The organism is Streptomyces sp. NBC_00631 (assembly GCF_045206895.1).
Lineage (GTDB): Bacteria > Actinomycetota > Actinomycetes > Streptomycetales > Streptomycetaceae > Streptomyces.
This window is the reverse complement of sequence record NZ_CP107734.1, coordinates 1,842,147-1,865,362: the sequence shown is the minus strand read 5'-3', so window position 1 is coordinate 1,865,362 and position 23,216 is coordinate 1,842,147. Positions and strand designations below refer to the sequence as shown.

The window sequence follows — 23,216 nt, the reverse complement described above, 5'->3', positions numbered from 1 at the left end:
GAAGCTACTCAAGTCCCCCTGTATCAGAGCTGAGTAACGCGACTCATACTCACGTGACGAGTTTCGAACAGGATGCGCGGACCCTCCGGCCGCCCTGGCCGTTCACCGGCCGGGAGGGCGAACTGGAGCTGGTCAGGCGGTCGTCGGTGGCCGGACGCCAGGGTGTGGTGGTGACCGGCCCGGCCGGCATCGGCAAGACCCGGCTGATCACGGAGGCCGTGCGGGGCACCGACTGTGCCCGGGTGACCGGCACCCCCGAGACCAGCGCCCTCCCGTTCGCCGCGTTCGCGCACCTGTTCTCCGACCGCGTCTCGCTGCCCGGCGCGGTCCGGCACCTGTCCGGGGTACGTCTCCTGGTCGTCGACGACGCCCATCTCCTCGACGAGGCCTCGGCCGCCCTGGTCCACCAGCTCGCCGTGCACGGCCGTACCCGGCTCGTGGTGGCCGCCGTCGACGCGGTACCCGTCCCCGGCGCGATCGCCCGGCTGTGGACCGGTGAACTCCTCACCCACCTGGCCCTGGGACCGCTGCCGTACGACGAGACGGCCGCGCTGCTCGCCGCCGGCGGTCTGGAACCGCTCACCGTGCGCCGGCTGCACCGGGTGTGCCAGGGTGACCTGCGGCTGCTGCGCGAGCTGCTCGGCGCGCTGCGCGAGTCCGGCCCGCTGACCCGGGTCCCGGACACCGGTGAGTGGGCCTGGCGCGGCCCGCTGCCGCTCACCGCGACCGTACGGGACCGCATCGCACGCCTGCTGGACCGGCGCGGACTCACGGAGCGCGACATCCTCGAACGCCTCGCCTTCGCCGAGCCGTCGCCGCTCCACCTCGACGACGGCCTCGACCTGACCGTCCTCGAACCGCTGGAGAGCGAGGGCCTGATCCACGTCGACGACCGGGGCGGGGTCCGCCTCGCCCACCCCCTGCACGGCCCCGCGCTGCGCGCCTCGGCGGGCCGGCTGCGGGCCCGCCGGCTGGCCCGCACCCCGGACCAGTGCGAGCCCGCGCTCAAGGACGAACAGGAACAACTGGAAGAACGCATCGAGCAGTTGGACGTACGGGAGGTGTCCGCCCCGGTGGGGGAGTGGCTGGCGGCAGGAGGCCTGCCCGTACCGGCCGGGTACGCGGCCGTGCGTGCCCGGTACTCGTGGCTTCGGGGGGAGCTGCGAGAGGCGGCGGCGTGGGCGAGGGAGGGACTGCGGGCGGCGCCGGGCGACGCCTCCTGCCGTACCGAACTCGCCCGCACCGCCGTCGAGTCGGGGGAGGATGCCGTAGTGCGCGGGGACGGGGGTCTCGCGCACTACGGCGCCGTACGACGCGGGGAGCCCGCGGGGGCCGCGGGCGCCGTGCGGCGGCTGGACGGCGTGCTCGCACGGCACGCGCGGGCTCTCGCCCGCGGCGACGGACCCGCCCTGGACCACGCGGCCGAGGCGCTGGCGGAGCGCGGGCTGCTGCTGTTCGCGGCGGAGGCCCACGCCCAGGCGGGCCGGTTCCACCGCGACCCGCGCGCCGCCCGGATGTCGCGCACCCGCGCGGTCGCCCTCGCCCGCCGCTGCCAGGGTGCCCGCACCCCGGCCCTGTCCGCCCTGGTGCTCGGCGAACTCACCGCCCGTCAGCGCCAGATCGTCACGCTCGCCGCGACCGGTCTCAGCAACCGGCAGATCGCCGAGCAACTGACCCTGTCCGTACGGACGGTGGGCAACCACCTCTACAGCGCCTACACCCGCCTCGGCGCGAGCGACCGCGCGGCGCTGCCGTGGCTGGTGGAGCAGCCGGACCGGCGGTCGGCGTAGCGCTCCGCCCGAACGCCGGAGGTGCCGCGTCATGTCATCGATCGTCTGCGGCGCCGTCGTGGCCGGCCGAACAGCTCCCCGCGCCCCTTCGGGGCGCTGCCGAGCGGGAACGGATGCCTGCTCACGCCGCCCCGAACGCGGCGAACGCCCATCCCGTCGCCTGGTGGAGCGCGTCGCCCGGCAGGGCGGCCCGGGCATCGCGGAGCGCCTCCGCGAGTGACAGTCCGGCGCCCAGCCCCTTGTGCAGGGCCAGCATCAGCGGGACCACCGCCGCGTCGTTGACGGGGGCGCTGCTCGCCACCACCCCGGCGGTGCCCAGCGGCAGCAACGCCGTGACCAGGCCGAGGAGTTCATCGGCGCCCACCGAGGCGAGCCGAGCCGTGTCACAGCTGGAGAGGATGATCCGGTAGGGGCTGCCGGCGAGGCGTTCGAAGTCGTGCACGATCAGCGGGCCGTCGGCCATCCGCAGCGAGGAGAAGAGCGGGCTGTCGGCGCGGAAGGTGCCGTGCGCCGCGATGTGGGCCAAGGCGGCACCGTCCAACTCCTCCAGAACACGGGGGACCTGGGCGTCGTCGTGCTCCAGGACCCGCGCCGCCGCGTACCGGCCCGCCACCTCGGGCACCTCCGCGCCCCCGGTCGCCAGCCCCGGCCCCCGGACCAGCACATGGCGGCCGCCCGGCGGCGGCTCGGTCTCCCGCGCCCGCAGCCAGCTCGACGCCGACGGCGACACACTGAGCACCCGCTCCCGCAGGGCGGGCAGCAGCGCCCAGGGCACCCGGTGCAGCGCGCCCGGCGGGACGATCACCACCGGCCCGGAGCCGAGCTGGTCCGCCGCCGGGCCCAGCAGCAGCTCCTCCAGCCGCCGACCTGCGGCCTCCACCACCGGCAGCCGCGCCTCCGCCCCCGGATGCGCGAGCCGTCGCAGCCCCGCCTGGACGTGCTCCGCCTCGGCGACCGCCTCCGCCAGCGGGCCGCCCGCGAACCGCCGCACCCGGCCGTCACCGCACAGCAGGATGTGCACCCGGCCGTCCACGACGGCGAGTTCCACCAGCCGGGCCGCACCGAGCCGGTCCAGGAGCCGGGCCGGGTCGAAGCGGTCGCCGCCGCCGGGGGCGGCACCGCGGGTGTGGTGGGTGCGGGCCCGGATCTCCCGTTCCAGACGTCGCTGTTCACGCTCCAGGGCGGGTACCGGACGGCTCTGCCGGCGGGCCTCCTCCGCGCGCGAGGCGATCTCCCGGAACGCGGTGAGGGAGGCGAGCAGGGCCGGGTCCGCGGGCGGCCGGGTCGGGGGAGTGGACAGGACCGTGGCCCGCCAGCGCTCGCTCCATTCCAGGAGGCGGCGCGGACCGCCGTGCGCGAGGCTCGCCTGCTGGGCCAGCGCGGCCAGTTCGGCGCCCTGCGCGGTGGCCCGGGCCCGCAGCTCCGAGGCGCCCAGCGTCATCCGGTGGTCGTCGAGGACGTCGAGGCCGCGCCGGCAGGCCTCCAGGACGCCCCGGCCCGAACCGGCCGCCCGCGCGCGGAGCGCCTGCGCGGCCCAGCCCGTCATCCGGGCCAGCGGCGGCCCGACATGCCTGCTGCGCGCGGCCACCGCGAGGTGCCGTTCCGCGTCCGCCGTCCAGCCCAGCGCCAGCGCGATCCGCCCTGCCAGCAGCGAGGCCTCCGGTGCGGCCGGCGCACCGAAGGACGCCAGCTGGTCGGCGACCGCCGCCGCGTCCTGCACCAACCGCCCGGACGCGGCCCCGCCCGCCACCCGCGCCTCGATCAGCACCAGCCGGGCATGCGTCTCCCACCAGCTGCGCCGCTGCCCCGAGAACAGCCGTACGGCGACTGCGGCCCGGGCTGTCGCGGTCTGCGCGTCCCCGGTCGACAGCGCGCACCGGGCGGCGGTCAGCAGCAGTTCGGCCTTGCGGGTGGACTGCCCGCCGATCCGGTCCAGGGTCGCGATGGCCGCGTCCGCCTCGGCCAACGCCTCCGGGGCCAGCCCGGCCGCCATCAGCACGTCGCAGCGCGCGATGTACAGCATGAACGAGGGCGTGCCCAGCTCGTCGTACCGCTCTTTGGCCTCGGCCAGCAGCCGCAGCGCCGCCGGGATGTCGCCGGACCGGTACGCGGCCAGGCCCCGGTTCTCCACGGCGACCGCCTTGTCGTGCTCCTGGCCCGTCGTCTCCCACAGCAGCTCCGCCGCGGTGAAGTCCGCGTCCGCCCGCTCCACCGCGCCCACCGCCAGATGCACGGTGGCCCGCACACTGAGCGCCCGCGCGGTCCAGATGACGTCACCGGCCTGCCGCAGCACCGGTATCGCCCGCCGCAGGTCCTCCAGGGCCTCCTTGTGCCGGCCCAGCACCCACCCGGCGAACGCCCGCCGGTACAGCACCCGCGCGCGGGTGTGCCCGTTGCCGCGTGCCACCCCGCGATCCAGCGCGGCCAGTCCCTGCCGCGTGCGACCCGCATGCACCAGGGCGACTCCGAGGGTGGCGAGCACATCCGCCTCCCGATCCGCCGAGTCCGCCCGGGCCGCGAAGTCCCGGGCGCGCCGCAGATGGTCGAGGGCCACCGCCAGGTCCCCGAAGTCCCGCTGCCAGATGCCGATGACCTGGTGGGCGACGGACGCGTCCAGCGGCGACGGATCGGACCGAAGGACGCGCTCCGCCCGCGCCAGGGCCTCGCCGGGAGCGGCGAACACCATCGGCAGCAGTTCCGTCACCGAATCGCTTCGCGCAGTCACCCCTCGGATGGTAGTGGCCTGGGCATACATGCCCACAGGTTTGACGCTGTATCAAGCGGCGACCACGCGACTCTGACTGAAGAACGCCGTTTTCGGGGGAGGGACAGGCCATGGCACCTCAGCGATTCCATGAGCAGTTCGATCAGATCCAGCGCTCCATGCCGGACGTACCACTGGCGATGGGGCCTGACGACGCAGCCGAGTTCCTGTACGAGAAGGGTGTCGTTCTCGCCCGCGACGGCGAGGAGGCCCGGGTCGTCGAGGACGCCGTGCGCGCCCACTTCACCGCCACCACCGGCCTGGTGGCCGACCATGTGCGCAGGGCGGGCCCCGAGACCAACCGCACCGGCGTCACCCGTATCCAGGTCGGGGACCCGAACCACGGCGACCGCAGCGGCGACCGCGCCGTCGGGCACGCGCTGCGCGCCCTGCGGGAGGCGGAGGGCCGCGCCGGCCGCCGCCTGGTCAGCCGCAACCACGTCGTGTCCACCACGGGGAACGCCAACTCCTGCAACCCCTGCGAACCGCTCCCCGCGCTGCTCACCCAGACCCCCAACCCGCGGCCCGTTCCGGGTAGTTACGACCCGGAGACCGCAGTCAGCGTCCTGGTGATGGACACCGGTCTGGTGCACGACTACCGCTCCTACCCGCTCCTGGACCGCGTCCAGGGCGACCTGCAGGTCACCGAGACGGACGCCGACGGGATCCTCCAGCAGTACGTCGGCCACGGCACGTTCATCGCCGGACTCATCGCCGCCCTCGCCCCGAACACGGACATCACCGTCACCAACACCCTCAACGACGCGGGCGCCATCCTGGAGTCCGAGTTCGGCGGCAAGCTCTTCGAGGCGGTCGACCAGCACGGCTGGCCGGACATCATCAGCCTCTCCGCCGGCACCTCCAACGGCAGCGCCGACGGACTGCTCGCCGTCGAGGCCTTCATGGACGCCCTGCGCGACCAGCACACCCTGCTCGTCGCCGCCGCCGGCAACAACGGCAGCGCCACCCGCTTCTGGCCCGCCGCCTGCGCCGACCTGACCGGCTACGAGGACACGGTCCTCTCGGTCGGCGCGCTGCGCAGCGACGGCGAGTACGGCGCCTGCTTCACCAACCACGGCAGCTGGGTCAAGGTCTACGCCCCCGGCGAGCAGCTCATCGGTGCCATGGCCGGCTTCGACGCACCCGTGCCGTACGTCTACCAGCACACCACCTACGACGCCTGCCGGTTCGGCTTCACCTACGCCTGCACCTGCCAGTACCCGCGCCACACCGGCGTGTTGACCGACACCGGGACGACCGGCCCCGGCAAGCCCGACCAAGTGATGTTCGAAGGGTTCGCACAGTGGAGCGGAACATCGTTCGCCACCCCCATCGCCGCCGGCCTGGTCGCCGACCGGATGACCACGCACAAGGAGACCGACCCGCGCACGGCACGCAGTCAACTCCTGCAGAACATCACGGAGTACGCCGAGGTGCGCGGCACCCCGGTACCCATGCTCCGCCCGGCGAGCTGGCAGCCGGTCCCGGTCGTGCGGCTGGCCACGACGGCCTGAGGTCCGGAACACTCCCCTCCACGGCGTACGATGACTTGCCGTACACGAGGGGTGGGACCGTGGACCGAGCAGAGGTCGGCGCGCTGGTCCAGGCAGCCGTCGACGGTGACGCGGCGGCCTGGAAGGCGCTCGTGGAAGGGCTGAGCCCGCTGGTGTGGTCCGTGGTGCGCGCCCACCGGCTCTCCGACGCCGACGGGCACGAGGTCTACCAGACCGTGTGGTTCCGGTTCGCCCAGCACCTGGGCCGCATCCGGGAGCCCGACAAGGCGGGCTCCTGGCTGGCCAGCACGGCACGCAACGAGTGCCTGAAGGTGATCCGGAGCCTGACCCGACTGCTGCCGACCGACGATCCGCAGGTCCTCGACCGGGTCAGCGAGGACCGTACGCCCGAGCAGTCCCTGATCGACGCGGAGGACCAGGCGGACGAGGCCCGGCTGATCCGTCTGCTCTGGCAGGAGTTCGAGGAACTCGGCGACCGGTGCCGGCAGTTGCTGCGCGTGCTGATGGCCTCGCCGCCGCCCAGCTATGTCGAGGTGTCCGTCGCGCTGGGCATCGCCGTGGGCAGCATCGGCCCGCTGCGCCAGCGCTGTCTGCGCCGGCTGCGGGCCCGGCTCGACGCGAGGGGTGCGATGTGAGCGACGACGACTTCCCGCCCGGCGAGGGCCTCGACGACTCCGCCGACAGCGCCGCCGACCTCGACGCGGACCTCCTGGAGGAGGAACTGCGCCGCGCGGCCGCCGTGCTCGACCCGCTCCCGGCCGGGCTGCTCCAACTGGCCATGGACGCCTACATGCTGCACGACCTGGACGCCCGGATCGCCGAGCTGACCTTCGACTCCCTGACCGACGCGATCCCCGTCCGAGGAGTGGAGGACCCGCCCCGGATGCTGACCTTCCAGGCGGGCGAGCTGACCGTGGACGTCGAGGTCACCGGCGACGGACTGCTCGGCCAGCTGCTGCCCCCGCAGTCCGCCCGCATCGAGGTGCTCGACGGCCCGGCTTCGGCCCGCACGCTCACCGTGGACGCCATGGGCCGCTTCGCCGGCGCCGCCCCGCCCACCGGGCCCTTCGCGCTCCGCCTGCGCACAGGCGCCGACGTGATCGTGACGGAGTGGCTGCGGGCCTGAGGCGGGGCGTGTCACCAAGTGACCGGCAGCGTCCGGGGCCCCCGGATCATGGTCCTGCGGCGCCATTCCACCTCCTCGGCGGGGACCGCGAGCCGTAGTTCCGGCAGCCGGTCGAGGAGGGTGTCGATCAGGAGGTCGGTCTGCAGGCGGGCCAGGATCGCGCCCGTGCAGTAGTGCGGGCCGTTGCCGAAGGTGAGGTGCGGGTTGGGGGCGCGGTCCGGGACGATGCGGTCCGGATCGGGGAAGACGGCGGGGTCGCGGTTGGCGGCGAGGTAGGAGACGTAGACCGGATCGCCGGCCGGGATCCGGGTGCCGTCGCTCAGCTCGACGTCCTCCAGGGCGATCCGGGCGAGCCCGACCGTGCTGCGGTGCGGGATCCAGCGCAGCAGCTCGTCGAGGGCCGGGCCGCGCTCCAGCGGCCGTTCCCGCAGCCGCGCCATGAGCTCCGGCCGGGTGAGCATCAGGAACAGCATCTGGCCGCAGTTGTGGGTGACCGCCTCGCCGCCGATCTGCAGCGGACCGGCCAGCCCCACGGCCTCCTCCTCGCCGATCTCGCCACGGGCCACGGCACTCCCGAGCAGTGAGTACACGTCCTCGCCCGGGCTGTCGGCACGTGCGCGAACCGCCTCGGTGATCCACCCGTACAGCCCCTGCTTGGCCGCTTCGGCCGCCTCGACACCACCCGAGGTGGAGATGATCTGCCGGGTCCAGGCGTGCACCCGTTCCCGGTCCGCCTCCGGCACCCCCATCACCTCGCTGACCACGGTGATCGGGAACGGCTCCAGCACCCGCTCGATGAGATCGGCGGGCGGCCCGTCCCGTAGGACCCCGGCCACCAGTCCGTCGAGGATCTCCTGCGCCCGCGGCCGCAGCCGCTTCATCGCGCCGACCGTGAAGGCACCGGCCAGCGGCTTGCGCAGCCGGTTGTGGTCGGGTTGGTCGGCCCAGGCCAGCGAGCCCGGACGGGGCTTGAAGTGCGGGGCCAGCCGGGTCACCTGGCGCCGGGTCACCTCGGCGCGGCTGAACCGGGGGTCGTTGGTGATGGTCCTGACGTCCTCGTACCGGGTGGCGAGCCACGCCCAGCCCTCGCCGTACGGCAGCCGGATCCGGGTCACCGGCCCTTCCGTCATCAGGGCGGCGAGGACCGGGTCGAAGTCCGTGCCCTCCAGTTCGAGCGCGGGCCAGTCGCGCACCGGCGGCGCGGCCCCGCAGACCGGCGGCAGCGGCTCCGCCGTCGCGGGCGCGGCCGTCTGCGTGGTCGTGGGCGCGGTCATCTCCGTGGTCATGCCTCCACGGTCGTACGGCCCTCACCCCGTGTCCTGCCGGAATGCTCCAGCCGGAGGGTCAGCGGCCGGCGGCGTCCACGAGCGCGGCGAGGGCGGCGGCGAGCCGGTCCGCCCCCGGGCCCGCCGGACCGCCGGGCTCGGTCATGTACAGGTCCCGCCGGATCTCCACCATCAGCGCGCCGACCCGCGCGTCGGTCCCGTAGTACTCCAGCGGCACGTAGGTTCCGCCGAACGGGCTGTCCAGCCCCGTCCGCCCGCACCCCGCGAAGGCCTCGCGGGCCGCCCGGGTCAGCCCGGCCGGCGTGTGGAAGGCGTCCGTGCCCAGACACACCGGCGGCCGTGGCCCCGCCCCGTGCAGCTCGTAGGGCAGCGCCCGGCTCGGATAGGAGTGCACGTCGATCACCACGGCCCGCCCGGTCGCGGCCAGCCGCCCGGCGACGGCCTCCGTCATCGCCCGCGCGTACGGCCGGAAGTACCGCTCGACCAACGGCCCGGGATCGAACGGCTCGGCCCGCAGCACACTCCGGTGCGTGGTCCGCGTGTACACGGCCCCCATCCCGACGGCGAGCATCTCCTCCCGCTCGTCCGGGAACCGTTCCGGATCCACCACCAGCCGTGACAGCCGGTTGACGAACCGCCAGGGGGGCACCCCGGCGAGCTTCGCCGCCGCCTCCGCGAGCTCGGCCGTGTGCGCGTCCGTGATGTGGTCCAACTCCCGCTCCAGCGCGGCATCGTCGAGCACGATGCCGGCGCGTACGGCGGCCGGGATCGTCCGCGCCGAGTGCGGCACATGCAGGATCACCGGCGACTCGGCGGCGCCGGGCAGGAGGTCGTACGACGGCTGGGGCACGGGCGGCTCCCGGGGAGTCGGCAGGGGCTGATGCGGGATCAGGGTTCGACGTAGTCTGCGGCGCGCGACGCCGACAACCAAGCGCGGGCCATGACTTGCTCTGCGTCAGTCGCGTCCTGCTCAAACATTCAACAAAAGGATCTCCGTGACCGGCAAAGGGGTCTACCCGCATAGATGACTCCGGTGCTGTCATGCTCACGACCGCCCGGAATTCCTGCCGGGCACCGCTCCGGGAGATCCCCCATGGCCCGAATATCCCGCTCCCTGGTCACCGCCCTCTCCTCCCTCGCCCTCGCCGCCGCCGGCCTCACGGTGGCCGCCGGCACCGCGCACGCGCAGAGCTGCAGTCAGGACTACCTCCCCCTCCCCGACCCCAGCTGCCAGCCCGGCGCCTTCAACCCGGACGTCACCCAGTCCACCATCGACTCCACCATCTGCGTCTCCGGGTGGACCGCGACCGTCCGGCCGTCCAGCTCCTACACGACCGCGCTGAAGAAGGAGCAGATCGTCGAGTACGGCTACTCGGACACCAGCACCTCGGACTACGAGGAGGACCACTTCGTCCCCCTCGAACTCGGCGGTGCCCCCAAGAGCGCCCTCAACCTCTGGCCCGAGCCGGAGTACGGCACCAAGACCGCCGCCAACAAGGACACCGTCGAGAACAAGCTCAAGAAGGCCGTCTGCGCCGGCACCGTCACCCTCGCCGAGGCCCGGGACGCGATCGTCACGGACTGGACGACCGCGCTGTCGGACCTCGGCCTGAGCTGATCCCGTCCGCTCGACGCAAGGGGCCGGCCTTCTCCTCCGGGAGCAGCCGGCCCCTCTCGCGCTGCCGGGGTGGCGGGGCTTGGCACGGCTCCGCCCCGGCAGGCGGGGTGCCTGCCGGGGCGGAGGAGACCGCACCGGGCGGCCCGGCGGGGGCCCGGGGGTGCCTAGAGGGCCGCGAGCGCCGCGTTCCAGGTGGCCGACGGGCGCATGACCGCGTCCGCCTTGGCCTTCTCGGGCTGGTAGTAGCCGCCGATGTCGGCCGGGGAGCCCTGGACGGCGAGCAGCTCGTCGACGATCGTCTGCTCGTTGGCGGTGAGCGTCTCGGCGAACGACGCGAACGCCTTGGCGAGTTCGGCGTCGTCGGTCTGCTTGGCCAGCTCCTGCGCCCAGTACAGGGACAGGTAGAAGTGGCTGCCGCGGTTGTCGATGCCGCCGACGCGACGGGTCGGGGACTTGTCCTCGTTGAGGAAGGTCGCCGTGGCCCGGTCGAGGGTGTCGGCGAGGACCTTGGCGCGGGCGTTGCCGGTGAAGTCGGCGTACTGCTCGAAGGAGGGGACGAGCGCGAAGAACTCGCCGAGGGAGTCCCAGCGCAGGTAGTTCTCCTTGACCAGCTGCTGGACGTGCTTGGGCGCGGAGCCGCCGGCGCCCGTCTCGAACAGACCGCCGCCCGCCATCAGCGGGACGACCGACAGCATCTTGGCGCTGGTCCCCAGCTCCAGGATCGGGAACAGGTCGGTCAGGTAGTCGCGCAGCACGTTGCCGGTGACGGAGATGGTGTTCTCGCCACGGCGGATGCGCTCCACCGACAGCTTGGTGGCCTCGACGGGGGACAGGATCCGGATGTCCAGGCCCTCGGTGTCGTGCTCCGGCAGGTACTGGTTGACCTTGGCGATCAGCTGCGCGTCGTGGGCACGGCCCTCGTCCAGCCAGAAGACGGCCGGGTCGCCGGTGGCGCGGGCACGGGCGACGGCCAGCTTCACCCAGTCCTTGATCGGCGCGTCCTTGGTCTGGCAGGCGCGGAAGATGTCACCCGCGGCGACCGGCTGCTCGATCACGACGTTGCCGGCCGCGTCGACCAGGCGGACCGTGCCGGCGGTGGCGATCTCGAAGGTCTTGTCGTGGGAGCCGTACTCCTCGGCCTTCTGCGCCATCAGGCCCACGTTCGGGACCGAGCCCATGGTGGACGGGTCGAAGGCGCCGTTGGCCCGGCAGTCCTCGATCACGGCCTGGTAGACCCCGGCGTAGGAGGAGTCCGGGATCACCGCGAGGGTGTCGGCCTCCTGGCCGTCCGGGCCCCACATGTGGCCGGAGGTACGGATCATGGCCGGCATCGAGGCGTCGATGATGACGTCCGAGGGCACGTGCAGGTTGGTGATGCCCTTGTCGGAGTCGACCATCGCCAGGGCCGGGCCCTCGGCGATCTCGGCGTCGAAGGAGGCCTTGATCTCCGCGCCCTCGGGCAGGTTCTCCAGGCCCTTGAGGATGCCGCCCAGACCGTCGTTCGGGGACAGGCCGGCCGCCTTGAGCGTCTCGCCGTACTTCGCGAACGTCTTCGGGAAGAAGACGCGCACCACGTGACCGAAGATGATCGGGTCGGAGACCTTCATCATCGTGGCCTTCAGGTGCACGGAGAACAGGACGCCGTCCTGCTTGGCACGGGCGATCTGCGCGGCCAGGAAGTCGTTGAGCTGCGCGACGTGCAGCACGGAGGCGTCGACGACCTCGCCCGCGAGGACCGGTACGGACTCCTTGAGGACCGTGGTGGTGCCGTCCTCGGCGACCAGCTCGATCCTGAGCTTGCCGGCCTCGGAGATCACCGCGGACTTCTCGGTGGAGCGGAAGTCGTTCTCGCCCATGGTCGCCACCTCGGTCCTGGACTCGGAGGTCCAGGCGCCCATGCGGTGCGGGTGGGTCTTGGCGTAGTTCTTCACCGAGGCGGGGGCGCGGCGGTCCGAGTTGCCCTCACGCAGGACCGGGTTCACGGCGGAACCCTTCACCTTGTCGTAGCGGGCGCGGATGTCGCGCTCCTCGTCGGTCTTCGGGTCGTCCGGGTAGTCCGGAAGCGCGTAGCCCTTGCCCTGGAGCTCGGCGACGGCGGCCTTCAGCTGCGGGATCGACGCCGAGATGTTCGGCAGCTTGACGATGTTGGCCTCGGGCGTCTTCGCCAGGTCGCCCAGCTCGGCCAGCGCGTCCGGGATGCGCTGGTCCTCGTTCAGGTACTCCGGGAAGTGGGCGATGATGCGTCCGGCCAGCGAGATGTCGCGGGTGCCCACGGCGACACCGGCCTGCGAGGCGTACGCCTGGACCACCGGCAGGAACGAATGCGTCGCCAGGGCCGGGGCCTCGTCTGTGTAGGTGTAGATGATGGTCGAGTCAGTCACCGGGTGCTCCGCTCCACGTCTGCAACATTGCTCGACATCAAGATATCTCCTGATCGACCCAGGCTCGACAGGGGTCCGCGACTCGGAAGATCCGGTTGTCCGGTTTGCCGTACCACCTGCAAGCGGATCGGGCGGCGTGGTGGCCATGACAAGGGAGCGACCGCCGGACGACGGCCGGACCGGCCAACCGGCCGCCCGAGCGACAGCGGACCAGGAGATATCGCACCAGACTGACTGCTCCCCACCCTGAAGGGTGGGGATTCCTGGCTCAGGCCGCCTCCTGGAGCGCCGTTCCAGGAGGTCTTGCTCAGACTGCGGAGCCACTGGCGCCGGACTAGTCCGGTTTGGCCATCGCGTCTTCGGGACTCCGCTGCTGCGGGATCACCACGGCCCCCTGCTGGAGCGCCACCGTGCGGGCCGGGGCCGGGATGCGGATGCCCTCCTCGCGGTAGCGGCGGTGCAGGCGCTTGATGAACTCGTGCTTGATCCGGAACTGGTCGCTGAACTCGCCGACGCCCAGGATCACCGTGAAGCCGATCCGGGAGTCCCCGAAGGTGTGGAAGCGGATGGCGGGCTCGTGGTCCGGGACCGCGCCGGTGATCCCGGTCATGGTCTCGGCGATGACCTCGTGCGTGACCCGCTCGACATGGTCCAGGTCGCTGTCGTAGCCCACGCCCACCTGCACCAGGACCGTCAACTGCTCCTCGGGACGCGTGTAGTTGGTCATGTTGGTCTTCGCCAGCTGGCCGTTGGGGATGACCACCAGGTTGTTGGCGAGCTGCCGGACGGTCGTCTGACGCCAGTTGATGTCCACGACATAGCCCTCCTCGCCGCTGCTCAGCTGGATGTAGTCGCCCGGCTGGACGGTCTTGGAGGCGAGGATGTGGATGCCCGCGAAGAGGTTGGCCAGGGTGTCCTGGAGGGCGAGCGCGACCGCCAGACCGCCCACGCCCAGGGCGGTGAGCAGGGGCGCTATGGAGATGCCCAGCGTCTGGAGCATCACCAGGAAGCCGATCGCCAGGACCAGCACCCTGGTGATGTTCACGAAGATCGTGGCCGAACCGGCGACCCCGGAGCGGGACTGGGTGACCGACTGCACGAGCCCGGCGACCACCCGCGCCGCCGACACCGTCACCGCGAAGATGAGCAGCACCTTCAGGCACTGGTCGGTGTGGTGCTGGACCGTCCTGGTCAGCGGCAGCACCGCCGCCGCGGCCGCCGCGCCCCCCGCGAGCGCCGCCCACGGCAACACCGTGCGCAGCGCGTCCACGATGACGTCGTCACCGCTCCAGCGCGTCCGCTTCGCGTGTCTGGCCAGCCAGCGCAGCATCCCGCGCGACAGAAAGGCCACCAACAGGCCCGCCGCGAGGGCGATTCCGGCCAGGACCAGGTCATCGACGGTGAGCACTCGGTTCACCGGTCACCTCCCATTCGGTTGTGCAACCGCTCATCCTGCCGCATCCGCACGGAGGTTCGTGCCGGCCCCACCCGTGTGCGCTTGTGCTGCCCCTCGCCCCTGGGGCAGGCTGTCGCGCAGTGATCGTCAGGGAGGCTCGATGACAGGTCCGGTGCTCGCGGTCGACCAGGGCACGTCCGGCACGAAGGCCCTGGTGATCTGTCCCGAACGGGGCGTCATCGGCACCGGATTCGCCGCCTTACGGACCCGGCACCTGCCCGGCGGCCGGGTGGAGACCGACCCCCTGGAGCTCTGTGACTCGGTGCTCGTCGCCGGCCGCCGGGCGCTGGCCGAGGCCGGCGAACCGGTGACCGCGCTGGGCCTGGCCAACCAGGGCGAGACCGTCCTCGCCTGGGACCCCGGCACCGGGCGTCCGCTCACCGACGCCATCGTCCGGCAGGACCGCCGAACCGAACAGGTCTGCACCGAACTCGCCCCGCAGGCGGAGGAGTTACGCGCTCTCACCGGCCTTCCGCTCGACCCCTGCCTCGCCGCGCCCAAGATGGCCTGGATCCGCCGCCACCTCACCACCGAGGGCGTCGTCACCACCATCGACGCCTGGCTGGTGCACCGGCTCACCGGCGCCTATGTCACCGACGCCGCCACCGCCGGACGCACCCACCTCCTGGACCTGGACCGGGTGCAGTGGTCGGCCCGCGCCCTCGACCTCTACGGGCTGTCCGCCGGACACCTCCCCGAGATCGTCGACAACGCCCGACTCGTCGGTGTCACAAAGGAGTTCGGGGCCAAGATCCCGCTCACCGGCCTCGCCGTGGACCAGCAGGCCGCCCTCCTCGCCGAGCGCATCACCGGACCCGGCGGCGCCAAGTGCACCTACGGCACCGGGGCCTTCCTGCTCGCACACACCGGTGACACACCCCGGCGCAGCACCTCCGGACTGGCCGGCTGTGTCGCCTGGCGCTTCGCCGGAGAGCCCGGTTACTGTCTGGACGGCCAGGTGTACACCGCCGCCTCCGCCGTGCGCTGGCTCACCGACCTCGGCGTGATCTCGGGCGCCGCCGACCTGGACCGGGTGGGCGGCGCCGTCCCCGACACCGGCGGGGTCACCTTCGTCCCCGCGCTGGCCGGGCTCGCCGCCCCCTGGCGGCGCGGCGAGCTGCGCGGCTCCCTCACCGGGCTCGGCCTCGACACCGGCCCAGGGCACCTGGTGCGGGCCCTGTGCGAGGGCCTCGCCGCCCAGGTGGTGGAGCTCGCCGAAGCCGCCGGGAGCGATCTCGGCACCCCGCTGACCGCCCTGCGCGTCGACGGCGGCCTGACCCGCTCGGCCCTCCTCATGCAGACCCAGGCCGACCTGCTGCAACGCCCCGTCGAGGTGTCCGCACTGCCCGACGCCACCGCGCTCGGCGTGGGCGCGCTGGCCCACCTCGGCAGCGATCCCCTCGACTTCCTGCCGGACGGCCGTCCCTCCGCCGTCTACGAACCGCGTGTCTCCGCCGCCGAGGCCGCCGACCGCCTGGGCGTCTTCCGGGCCGCCGTCGCCACCCTCCTCGAAGGGCCGGTGGCCGGAGCCGGTTCGGGAGTGCCCCGGTGACGGTCACCGCCGCGGGCGAGCCGGCGAGGGCGGTGCTGGAACGGCTGGTCAGTCGCCCGTGAAGGAGCCGTGCCGGCCCGCCCCGCCGCGAACCGTGCCGCGCCTTCCAGGCCTTGTGCCAGCACGCCCATGCCGTGACGGATCTCGGTGGCCATCGCGGCCGGTTCGGCCAGCCCCTCCTGGTCCAGCACCGAGGCGCGGTCGCTGCGCAGGCAGGCCTGCGGGAAACCCGCGATGGACGCGGCCAGTTCCTCGGCCGCCTCGCGGGAGCGGCCGGCGGGGACGATCCGGTTGGCCAGGCCCATCTCGTAGGCCTCCGGGGCCGGGACCGGGCGGCCGGTGAGGATCAGGTCCAACGCCCGGCCGGTACCGATCAGCCGGGGGAGCCGTACCGTGCCGCCGTCGATCAGCGGCACGCCCCAGCGGCGGCAGAAGACACCGAACACCGCGTCCTCCTCGGCGACCCGCAGATCGCACCACAGGGCCAGCTCCAGGCCTCCCGCCACGGCGTGCCCGGCGACCGCCGCGATCACCGGCTTGGAGAGGCGCAGCCGGGTCGGGCCCATCGGGCCGTCGCCGTCCGCCGCCACCCGGTTGCCGCGCTCGCCGCCCATCGCCTTGAGGTCCGCGCCCGCGCAGAACGTGCCGCCCGCGCCCCACAGCACCGCCACCCGTGCCTCGTCGTCCGCCTCGAACTCCCGGAAGGCAGCGACCAGTTCGTCCGCCGTCGGCCCGTCCACCGCGTTGCGCGCCTCGGGGCGGGAGAGGACGACCGTGGTGACAGGTCCCTTGCGTTCCAGGCGGACCGGCATGTGTTTCCCTCCGTCGGAAGGTCACCCGGCGTCAGATGACCTTGAGTCGCACCAGCGCTCCCAGTGTCAGCGCTCCCGGCAGCAACGGCACCCACACGGTGATGATCCGGTACGCCAGGACCACGGCCGTGGCCACCGCCACCGGACCCCCGGCCGCCACCAGCGCCACGATCAGCGCCGCCTCCACCGAGCCCAGGCCGCCCGGCGTGGGGATCAGCGCGACGGCGACCGTGGCCGCCAGGTACGCCAGCGCCATGTGCGCGGGCGGCACGTCGAGGCCGAGTGCCTGCCCCACCGCCACCAGACCGGCCGCCTGGAGGGCGGGGAAGGCGAGCGAGCCGCCCCACAGCGCCAGCGCCCGGGACGGACGCATGTGCACCGACCGGGCCTCGCCCAGGGCGGCGCGCACGAAGCGGAACACCGGCTCGCGCACCCGCCGGACCAGGAACAGCGCGGCCAGCGCCACTGTCACCACCGCACCGGCGACGGCCAGGACCGGACCCACGTCCCCGGCGGGAAGCAGTCCGTCCAGCCGCAGCGCGTCCGGGAAGGCGACGAAGAACACGGCCATCAGGCCCACACGGGTGATCGACTCGGCGAGCAGATACAGGGCCAGCGCGGCGGAGGAGGTGGCGAGCGGCACCCCGCACACGGTCATGAACCGGAGGTTGACCGCGCCCGAGCCGAGACCCGTGGGCAGCAGATGGTTGGCCGAGCCGGCCGCGAGCTGGGTGGCCAGCAGCCGCCAGCGGGGCAGCGGCTGGACGACGGCACCCTGCCGGGTGAAGGCGGCGGCCACCCAGGTCAGGCAGGTGGCACCGCCGGCCGCCAGCAGCCAGGGCCAGGAGGCGTCGCGCAGATGGCCGAAGCCCTCGACGAGGACCGGCCAGTGCTGCACCGCGATGACCGCGACCAGCACGAGCGGGATCAAAGTGAGGATGTGCCGCACGGGGATGCGGCGGACGAGCCGGGGGAGACGGCTCTCACGGAAGTCGGGGATTCTTACCGCTGTCACACCGGGAGAGGTTTTCCGCGCCGCCCCAACTGCGGGTGGCGGCAGAGGAGACGCCGGATGACGGCCGGGAAGCGGGTGAGAGCGCATCGGGTCCTTCGTGCGAGGGGACGGCGAGCCGACATTGACCTCAACGAAGCTTGAGGTCCTACGGTCTCCCTCATGAGTATGGAGACCACTGCCTGGATGCAGTTGCACAGCGTGATGACCGCCCAGCAGGAGCGGCGCCCGTTCGAACGGGCCACGCTGCGCCGTATCGCCGCCTTCGCCCGCCCGCACCGGGCCGGCATAGTCCGTTTCGTTCTGCTCGGGGTGGTGACCGCCCTGCTCGCCGTCGCCACCCCGGTGCTCGCCGGCCATGTCGTCGACGCGATCGTGTCGGGGCACGACACCGGCGCTGTCGTCCGGCTGTCCCTGCTGATCGCGCTGGTCGCGGTCGTGGAGGCGGCGCTCGGGGTGCTCGGGCGGCGGCTCTCGGCGACGCTCGGGGAGGGACTCATCCTCGACCTGCGCACGGCTGTGTTCGATCATGTGCAGCGCATGCCCGTCGCGTTCTTCACACGTACTCGTACGGGAGCGCTGGTCAGCCGTCTCAACAACGACGTGATCGGCGCCCAGCGGGCCTTCGCCGGCACCCTCTCCGGTGTGGTCAGCAACCTGGTCACGCTGCTGCTCACGCTCGCGGTGATGCTCACCCTGTCCTGGCAGATCACCCTGCTCGCGCTGGTGCTGCTGCCGCTGTTCGTGGTGCCCGCCCGCCGGATGGGCGGCCGGATGGCCCGCATGCAGCGCGAGGCGGCCGCCCTCAACGCGGACATGGGAACCCGCATGACCGAACGGTTCTCCGCCCCCGGCGCCACCCTGATCAAGCTCTTCGGCCGTCCGGAGGAGGAGTCCGCCGAGTTCACCGCCCGCGCCGCCCGGGTCCGGGACATCGGCGTGCGCACCGCGACCTCCCAGTCGGTGTTCATGACCGCGCTGACCCTGGTCTCCTCCCTGGCGCTCGCCCTGGTGTACGGCCTCGGCGGCTGGTTCGCGCTGCGCGGCACCCTGGAGCCGGGCGCGGTGGTCTCCCTCGCCCTGCTGCTGACCCGCCTCTACGCCCCGCTCACCGCGCTCGCCGGCGCCCGCGTCGAGGTGATGAGCGCGCTGGTCAGCTTCGAGCGGGTCTTCGAAGTGCTCGACCTGCCGCCCCTGATCGTGGAGAAACCGGACGCCCGCGAGGTCCCCGAGGGCCCGGTGGCCGTCGAGTTCGAGGACGTCCGCTTCGCCTACCCGGCCGCCGACCAGGTCTCCCTCGCCTCGCTCGAAGAGGTCGCGGTCCTCGACTCGCGTGGTGGCAGCGACGTCCTGCACGGCATCTCCTTCCGTGCCGACCCCGGCCAGACCGTCGCCCTCGTCGGCTCTTCCGGTGCCGGCAAGTCGACCATCGCCCAGTTGCTGCCGCGCCTGTACGACGTCGACGAGGGCGCCGTCCGCATCGGCGGCGTCGACGTCCGCGACCTGACCGCGAGCTCCGTGCGCGCCACCCTCGGCATGGTCACCCAGGACGGCCACCTCTTCCACGACACCGTCCGCGCCAACCTGCTGCTCGCCCGGCCCGCCGCCACCGACGAGGAGTTGTGGGACGCGCTCGGCCGCGCCCGCCTGGACGAGGTCGTACGGTCGCTGCCCGACGGCCTGGACACGGTGGTCGGCGAACGCGGCTACCGGTTCTCCGGCGGCGAGCGGCAGCGGATGACCATCGCCCGGCTGCTGTTGGCCCGCCAGCGCGTGGTGATCCTCGACGAGGCCACCGCCCATCTCGACAACACCTCGGAGGCGGCCGTCCAGGAGGCGCTCACGGAAGCCCTGGCGGGCCGTACGGCCGTCGTCATCGCCCACCGGCTGTCCACGATCCGGGCCGCCGACCAGATCCTGGTGGTGGAGGCCGGGCGGATCGTGGAGCGCGGTACTCATGAGTCGCTGCTGGCGGCGGAGGGCCGGTATGCGGAGCTGTACCGGACGCAGTTCGCGGAGGCGCCGTCGGTCTGAGAGGGCGGGGGCTCGCCGTTTCCGGGCGCACGTGCGATGTGGCTGGTCGCGCCCACGCGGCGGCAGCCGCAATGTGACACAGTCCCGCGCCCCTTCGGGGGCGCACCCCTTGACGCCGGTGGTCCGGACCTTTAGTTTCACGCCTTAAACAAAGCCTCGCGGATGTGCTCGACGCTCAGCGACAACAAGGGCGTTGGGTGCACACCGTGCTGCATCCCCCCGCGTGAAAGGCCACCCCCCGCAATGGCCAGACCTCTCCCCACGGCTGTCTCCATAGCCGCTCTGACCCTGTCCGCAGGCCTGCTCACCGCCGCTCCGGCGCAGGCCGCCACCGGCACCGTCACCGGCCTCGCCGGCAAGTGCCTGGACGTCGCCGGTGCCAACTCCGCCGACGGCACGGCCGTCCAGCTCTACGACTGCAACGGCACCGCCGCCCAGCAGTGGACCGTCGGCAGCGACGGCACCATCCGCGCTCTCGGCAAGTGCCTGGACGTGACCGGCAACTCGACCGCCGACGGCGCCCAGGCCCAGCTGTGGACCTGTACCGGCGGCGCCAACCAGCAGTGGACGGTCACCGCCGCCCACGACATCGTCAACCCGCAGGCGAACAAGTGCCTGGACGCGACCGGCAATTCGTCGGCCAACGGCACCCGCGCCCAGATCTGGACCTGTACGGGCGGCGCCAACCAGAAGTGGACCGCGCCCGCGGCCGGTGGCGGCACCACCCCGTCCGCTCCGATGGCCGTGGCGCCCTACCTCTACAACGGCTGGGGCGACCCGCCGAGCCCGGCCACGATCACCGACGCGACCGGCGTGAAGTACTACACGCTCGCCTTCGTCCTCAGCAACGGCTACTGCAACCCGCAGTGGGACGGCAGCCGGGCGCTGACCGGCGGTGTCGACCAGCAGACGGTCAACACCGTGCGGGCCAACGGCGGTGACGTCATCCCCTCCTTCGGCGGTTACAGCGGCAACAAGCTGGAGAGCTCCTGCTCCAGTGCGAGCGAGCTGGCGGCGGCCTACCAGAAGGTCATCAACGCCTATGGCGGGCTCAGAGCCATAGACATCGACCTGGAGGCCGACGCCTACAGCAACGGGACCGTGCAGCAGCGGGTCGTGGACGCGCTGAAGACGGTCAAGGCCGACAACTCCGGTCTGAAGGTGTACATCACCATCGGCACCGGCCAGAGCGGCCCGGACACCAGCCTGATCAACCGGGCCGCGTCCTCCGGGCTGACCGTCGACGCCTGGGCCGTCATGCCGTTCGACTTCGGCGGCGCGGGGCAGAACATGGGGAACCTGACGGTGCAGGCGGCCGAGGGGCTCAAGAACGCGCTGAAGTCCGCGTACGGCTACAGCGACGACACCGCCTACCGGGACATGGGCATCTCGTCCATGAACGGCGTGACCGACAACGACGAGACCGTCACGGTGGCCGACTTCCGGACCATCCTCGCCTACGCCCAGCAGCACCACCTGGCCCGGCTCACCTTCTGGTCCGCCAACCGCGACCGGCCCTGCACCGGCGGCTCCGCGGACAGCTGCTCCGGCGTGAGCCAGTCCAACTGGGACTACACGCGCGTCTTCGCGGGATACACCGGCTGACCCCCATGCTTCGAAGAGGAGAACCCGTGCTTCGCCCTCCCCGGCGCCGCAGATCAACCGCCGCCGCGACGCTGGCCGTCGTCGCCGCCTCCCTGCTGACCGCGACCGGCGCCGCCACCCCCGCGTCCGCCGCCACGCTGCCCACCGGCAACACCACCCTGCTCGACGCGGCCAGCGGCAAGTGCGTGGACGCCAAGGCGGCGGCCACCGCCGACGGTACCGTCGTCCAGCAGTACACCTGCAACAACACCACCGCCCAGCAGTGGAGTCTCACCTCCACCGGCGACGGCTACGTCCGCATCAACAACGCCAACAACACCAACGAGGTCCTGGACGTCACGGGCGTCTCGACGGCCGACAACGCGGCCGTCCAGATGTGGACCTACGGCGGCGGCACCAACCAGCAGTGGCTGCCCGTCGACGACGGCGGCGGCGCCTACCACTTCGTCAACCGCAACAGTGGCAAGTGCCTCGACGACCCCTCCGCCTCGACCGCCGACAGCGTGCAGTTCGTGCAGTACACCTGCAACGGCACCAACGCCCAGCGCTTCCAGGTCGTCCCGGTGACCCAGTCGAGCAACCCCGACCTCGGGTCCAACGTCGTCATCTTCGACCCGTCGATGTCGGCCTCGACCATCCAGAGCAAGCTGGACGCGATCTTCCAGCAGCAGCAGACCAACCAGTTCGGCTCGCAGCGCTACGCCGTGCTGTTCAAGCCCGGCGCCTACAGCGCGGACGTCAACGTCGGCTTCTACACGCAGGTCCTCGGCCTGGGCCTGTCGCCCGACGCGGTCTCGATCAACGGCGCGGTGCACGCCGAGGCCGACTGGTTCCAGGGCAACGCCACCCAGAACTTCTGGCGCGGCGCCGAGAACCTCTCGGTCAACCCGGCCGGCGGCAGCGACCGCTGGGCGGTCTCGCAGGCGTCCGCCTACCGGCGGATGCACCTGCGCGGCAACCTCGCCCTGGACGACGGCGGCTGGTCCAGCGGCGGACTGATCGCCGACAGCCAGATCAACGGGCAGGTCGACTCCGGCAGCCAGCAGCAGTGGCTGACCCGCAACTCGAAGCTCGGCAGCTGGACCGGCGCCAACTGGAACATGGTCTTCGTCGGCAGCACGGGCGTGCCGTCCACCACCTTCCCCAGCCCGCCGGACACCACGGTCGCGCAGAGCCCGGTGACCCGTGAGAAGCCGTTCCTGTACGTCGACGGCTCGGGCGACTACCAGGTGTTCGTACCGTCCACGCGCTCCAACACCAGCGGCACCAGCTGGAGTTCGGGTTCCGCGGCCGGTACGTCACTCTCGCTGGACAGCTTCTACGTCGTGAAGCCGGGCGCCACCGCCTCCCAGATCAACGCGGCCCTGACGGCGGGCAAGAACCTCCTGGTCACCCCGGGTGTCTACCACCTCGACCAGACCCTGCAGATCAACCGCGCGGACACCGTCGTCCTCGGCCTCGGGCTCGCCACCTTCGTCCCGGACAACGGCATCACCGCCATGAAGGTCGCCGACGTCGACGGCGTCGACATCGCGGGCCTGCTCTTCGACGCCGGCACCACCAACTCCTCCACCCTGGTGGAGGTCGGCCCCAGCGGCTCGTCCGCCTCGCACGCGAGCGACCCGACCTCGCTGCACGACGTGTACTTCCGCGTCGGGGGCGCCGGCGTCGGCAAGGCGACCACGAGCCTGGTCGTCAACAGCGACAACGTCATCGGCGACCACATGTGGATCTGGCGCGCCGACCACGGCAGCGGAGTCGGCTGGACCAGCAACACCGCAGACACCGGACTGGTCGTCAACGGCGACAACGTGACCATGTACGGGCTGTTCGTCGAGCACTTCCAGAAGTACCAGACCATCTGGAACGGCAACGGCGGCCGGACGTACTTCTACCAGAACGAGATGCCGTACGACCCGCCGAACCAGTCGTCGTGGATGAACGGCTCGGCCAAGGGCTACGCGGCCTACAAGGTCGCCGACTCGGTCACCAGCCACCAGGCGTACGGCCTCGGCAGCTACTGCTACTTCAGCGCCGATCCGAGCGTCGTCGCCGATCACGCCATCGAGGCACCGGCCGACCCGGGCGTCAGGTTCACCAGCATGGTGACGGTCTCCCTCGGCGGCACCGGCACCATCAGCCACGTCATCGACAACAGCGGAGGACCCTCGAACTCGTCGGCCAACGTGGCGAACCTCGCCTCGTATCCGTGACGGTACGCGGGTGACCCGGCGGACACGCCGGGTCACCCACCGCGGTCCTCGCC

The 23,216-nt window shown here is 72.4% G+C and carries 15 protein-coding genes and 1 pseudogene; 9 read left to right on the top strand and 7 right to left on the bottom strand.

Annotated features, from left to right (window positions below; genetic code table 11):
* Positions 1–53 precede the first annotated feature (53 nt).
* On the top strand, positions 54–1,790 hold the full coding sequence (locus OHB00_RS08630; RefSeq protein ID WP_406432899.1) for a LuxR C-terminal-related transcriptional regulator: 1,737 nt from the start codon (positions 54–56) through the stop codon (positions 1,788–1,790).
* Between the two features lie 121 nt (positions 1,791–1,911).
* Here OHB00_RS08630 and OHB00_RS08625 read toward each other — a convergent pair whose 3' ends face one another.
* Positions 1,912–4,515 carry a CHAT domain-containing protein gene (locus OHB00_RS08625; protein WP_406432897.1) on the bottom strand — a complete coding sequence of 868 codons (2,604 nt, stop codon included), beginning with the start codon at positions 4,513–4,515 and terminating at the stop codon, positions 1,912–1,914.
* Between the two features lie 110 nt (positions 4,516–4,625).
* Between OHB00_RS08625 and OHB00_RS08620 the strand changes: the two genes are divergently transcribed.
* From OHB00_RS08620 to OHB00_RS08610, 3 genes are read left to right on the top strand one after another with little or no spacing between them, the layout of a single operon-like run.
* Positions 4,626–6,068, top strand: coding sequence for a S8/S53 family peptidase (locus OHB00_RS08620; protein ID WP_406432895.1), 1,443 nt, complete (start codon positions 4,626–4,628; stop codon positions 6,066–6,068).
* Positions 6,069–6,103: 35 nt separating this feature from the next.
* Positions 6,104–6,703: an RNA polymerase sigma factor gene (locus OHB00_RS08615; protein ID WP_406432893.1), complete on the top strand. Its 600-nt coding sequence runs from the start codon at positions 6,104–6,106 to the stop codon at positions 6,701–6,703.
* The gene (locus tag OHB00_RS08610; protein WP_406432891.1) at positions 6,700–7,194 is read left to right on the top strand and encodes a hypothetical protein; all 495 of its coding nucleotides are present in this window, start codon (positions 6,700–6,702) and stop codon (positions 7,192–7,194) included. Before OHB00_RS08615 ends, OHB00_RS08610 begins: the two co-directional genes overlap by 4 nt.
* A gap of 11 nt (positions 7,195–7,205) precedes the next feature.
* On the opposite strand, the gene OHB00_RS08605 is transcribed toward OHB00_RS08610, so the two are convergent.
* Both OHB00_RS08605 and OHB00_RS08600 read right to left on the bottom strand, forming a co-directional pair.
* A complete protein-coding gene (locus tag OHB00_RS08605) occupies positions 7,206–8,468 on the bottom strand; it encodes a cytochrome P450 (RefSeq protein WP_406445679.1) in 1,263 nt (420 codons plus the stop codon).
* Positions 8,469–8,538: 70 nt separating this feature from the next.
* Complete coding sequence (locus OHB00_RS08600) at positions 8,539–9,330, bottom strand: N-formylglutamate amidohydrolase (protein ID WP_406432889.1); 792 nt, start codon at positions 9,328–9,330, stop codon at positions 8,539–8,541.
* A gap of 243 nt (positions 9,331–9,573) precedes the next feature.
* Here OHB00_RS08600 and OHB00_RS08595 point away from each other — a divergent pair, with 243 nt between their 5' ends.
* Positions 9,574–10,098: a hypothetical protein gene (locus OHB00_RS08595; protein ID WP_406432887.1), complete on the top strand. Its 525-nt coding sequence runs from the start codon at positions 9,574–9,576 to the stop codon at positions 10,096–10,098.
* A 164-nt stretch (positions 10,099–10,262) separates the two neighbouring features.
* On the opposite strand, the gene OHB00_RS08590 is transcribed toward OHB00_RS08595, so the two are convergent.
* Both OHB00_RS08590 and OHB00_RS08585 read right to left on the bottom strand, forming a co-directional pair.
* Positions 10,263–12,479: an NADP-dependent isocitrate dehydrogenase gene (locus tag OHB00_RS08590; RefSeq protein ID WP_406432885.1), complete on the bottom strand. Its 2,217-nt coding sequence runs from the start codon at positions 12,477–12,479 to the stop codon at positions 10,263–10,265.
* Between the two features lie 334 nt (positions 12,480–12,813).
* The gene (locus tag OHB00_RS08585) at positions 12,814–13,896 is read right to left on the bottom strand and encodes a mechanosensitive ion channel family protein (RefSeq protein ID WP_406432883.1); all 1,083 of its coding nucleotides are present in this window, start codon (positions 13,894–13,896) and stop codon (positions 12,814–12,816) included.
* 139 nt (positions 13,897–14,035) lie between these two features.
* Between OHB00_RS08585 and OHB00_RS08580 the strand changes: the two genes are divergently transcribed.
* Positions 14,036–15,487 carry an FGGY family carbohydrate kinase gene (locus tag OHB00_RS08580; RefSeq protein WP_406432881.1) on the top strand — a complete coding sequence of 484 codons (1,452 nt, stop codon included), beginning with the start codon at positions 14,036–14,038 and terminating at the stop codon, positions 15,485–15,487.
* A 48-nt stretch (positions 15,488–15,535) separates the two neighbouring features.
* On the opposite strand, the pseudogene OHB00_RS08575 reads toward OHB00_RS08580, so the two are convergent.
* Both OHB00_RS08575 and OHB00_RS08570 read right to left on the bottom strand, forming a co-directional pair.
* Positions 15,536–16,299 (bottom strand): annotated as a pseudogene (locus OHB00_RS08575) (crotonase/enoyl-CoA hydratase family protein).
* 31 nt (positions 16,300–16,330) lie between these two features.
* Entirely contained in the window at positions 16,331–17,314 is a 984-nt protein-coding gene (locus OHB00_RS08570; RefSeq protein ID WP_406432879.1) for a YbhN family protein, read from the bottom strand.
* Between the two features lie 165 nt (positions 17,315–17,479).
* On the opposite strand from OHB00_RS08570, the gene OHB00_RS08565 reads away from it, so the two are divergent.
* The 3 genes from OHB00_RS08565 (at position 17,480) to OHB00_RS08555 (ending at position 23,163) form a co-directional block, all read left to right on the top strand.
* Positions 17,480–19,345, top strand: coding sequence for an ABC transporter ATP-binding protein (locus tag OHB00_RS08565; RefSeq protein ID WP_406445677.1), 1,866 nt, complete (start codon positions 17,480–17,482; stop codon positions 19,343–19,345).
* A gap of 243 nt (positions 19,346–19,588) precedes the next feature.
* Positions 19,589–20,950 (top strand): ricin-type beta-trefoil lectin domain protein, encoded by a 1,362-nt coding sequence (locus tag OHB00_RS08560; protein WP_406432877.1) that lies wholly within the window; start codon positions 19,589–19,591, stop codon positions 20,948–20,950.
* Positions 20,951–20,955: 5 nt separating this feature from the next.
* A complete protein-coding gene (locus tag OHB00_RS08555) occupies positions 20,956–23,163 on the top strand; it encodes an RICIN domain-containing protein (protein WP_406432875.1) in 2,208 nt (735 codons plus the stop codon).
* Positions 23,164–23,216: the final 53 nt, after the last annotated feature.

Bases quoted from the DNA above. Each gene is read 5' to 3' on its own strand.
- OHB00_RS08620 (WP_406432895.1), top strand. From the start codon at position 4,626: ATGGCACCTCAGCGATTCCATGAGCAGTTCGATCAGATCCAGCGCTCC.
- OHB00_RS08605 (WP_406445679.1), bottom strand. From the start codon at position 8,468: ATGACCGCGCCCACGACCACGCAGACGGCCGCGCCCGCGACGGCGGAG.
- OHB00_RS08595 (WP_406432887.1), top strand. From the start codon at position 9,574: ATGGCCCGAATATCCCGCTCCCTGGTCACCGCCCTCTCCTCCCTCGCC.
- OHB00_RS08580 (WP_406432881.1), top strand. From the start codon at position 14,036: ATGACAGGTCCGGTGCTCGCGGTCGACCAGGGCACGTCCGGCACGAAG.
- OHB00_RS08565 (WP_406445677.1), top strand. From the start codon at position 17,480: ATGGAGACCACTGCCTGGATGCAGTTGCACAGCGTGATGACCGCCCAG.
- OHB00_RS08560 (WP_406432877.1), top strand. From the start codon at position 19,589: ATGGCCAGACCTCTCCCCACGGCTGTCTCCATAGCCGCTCTGACCCTG.
- OHB00_RS08555 (WP_406432875.1), top strand. From the start codon at position 20,956: ATGCTTCGAAGAGGAGAACCCGTGCTTCGCCCTCCCCGGCGCCGCAGA.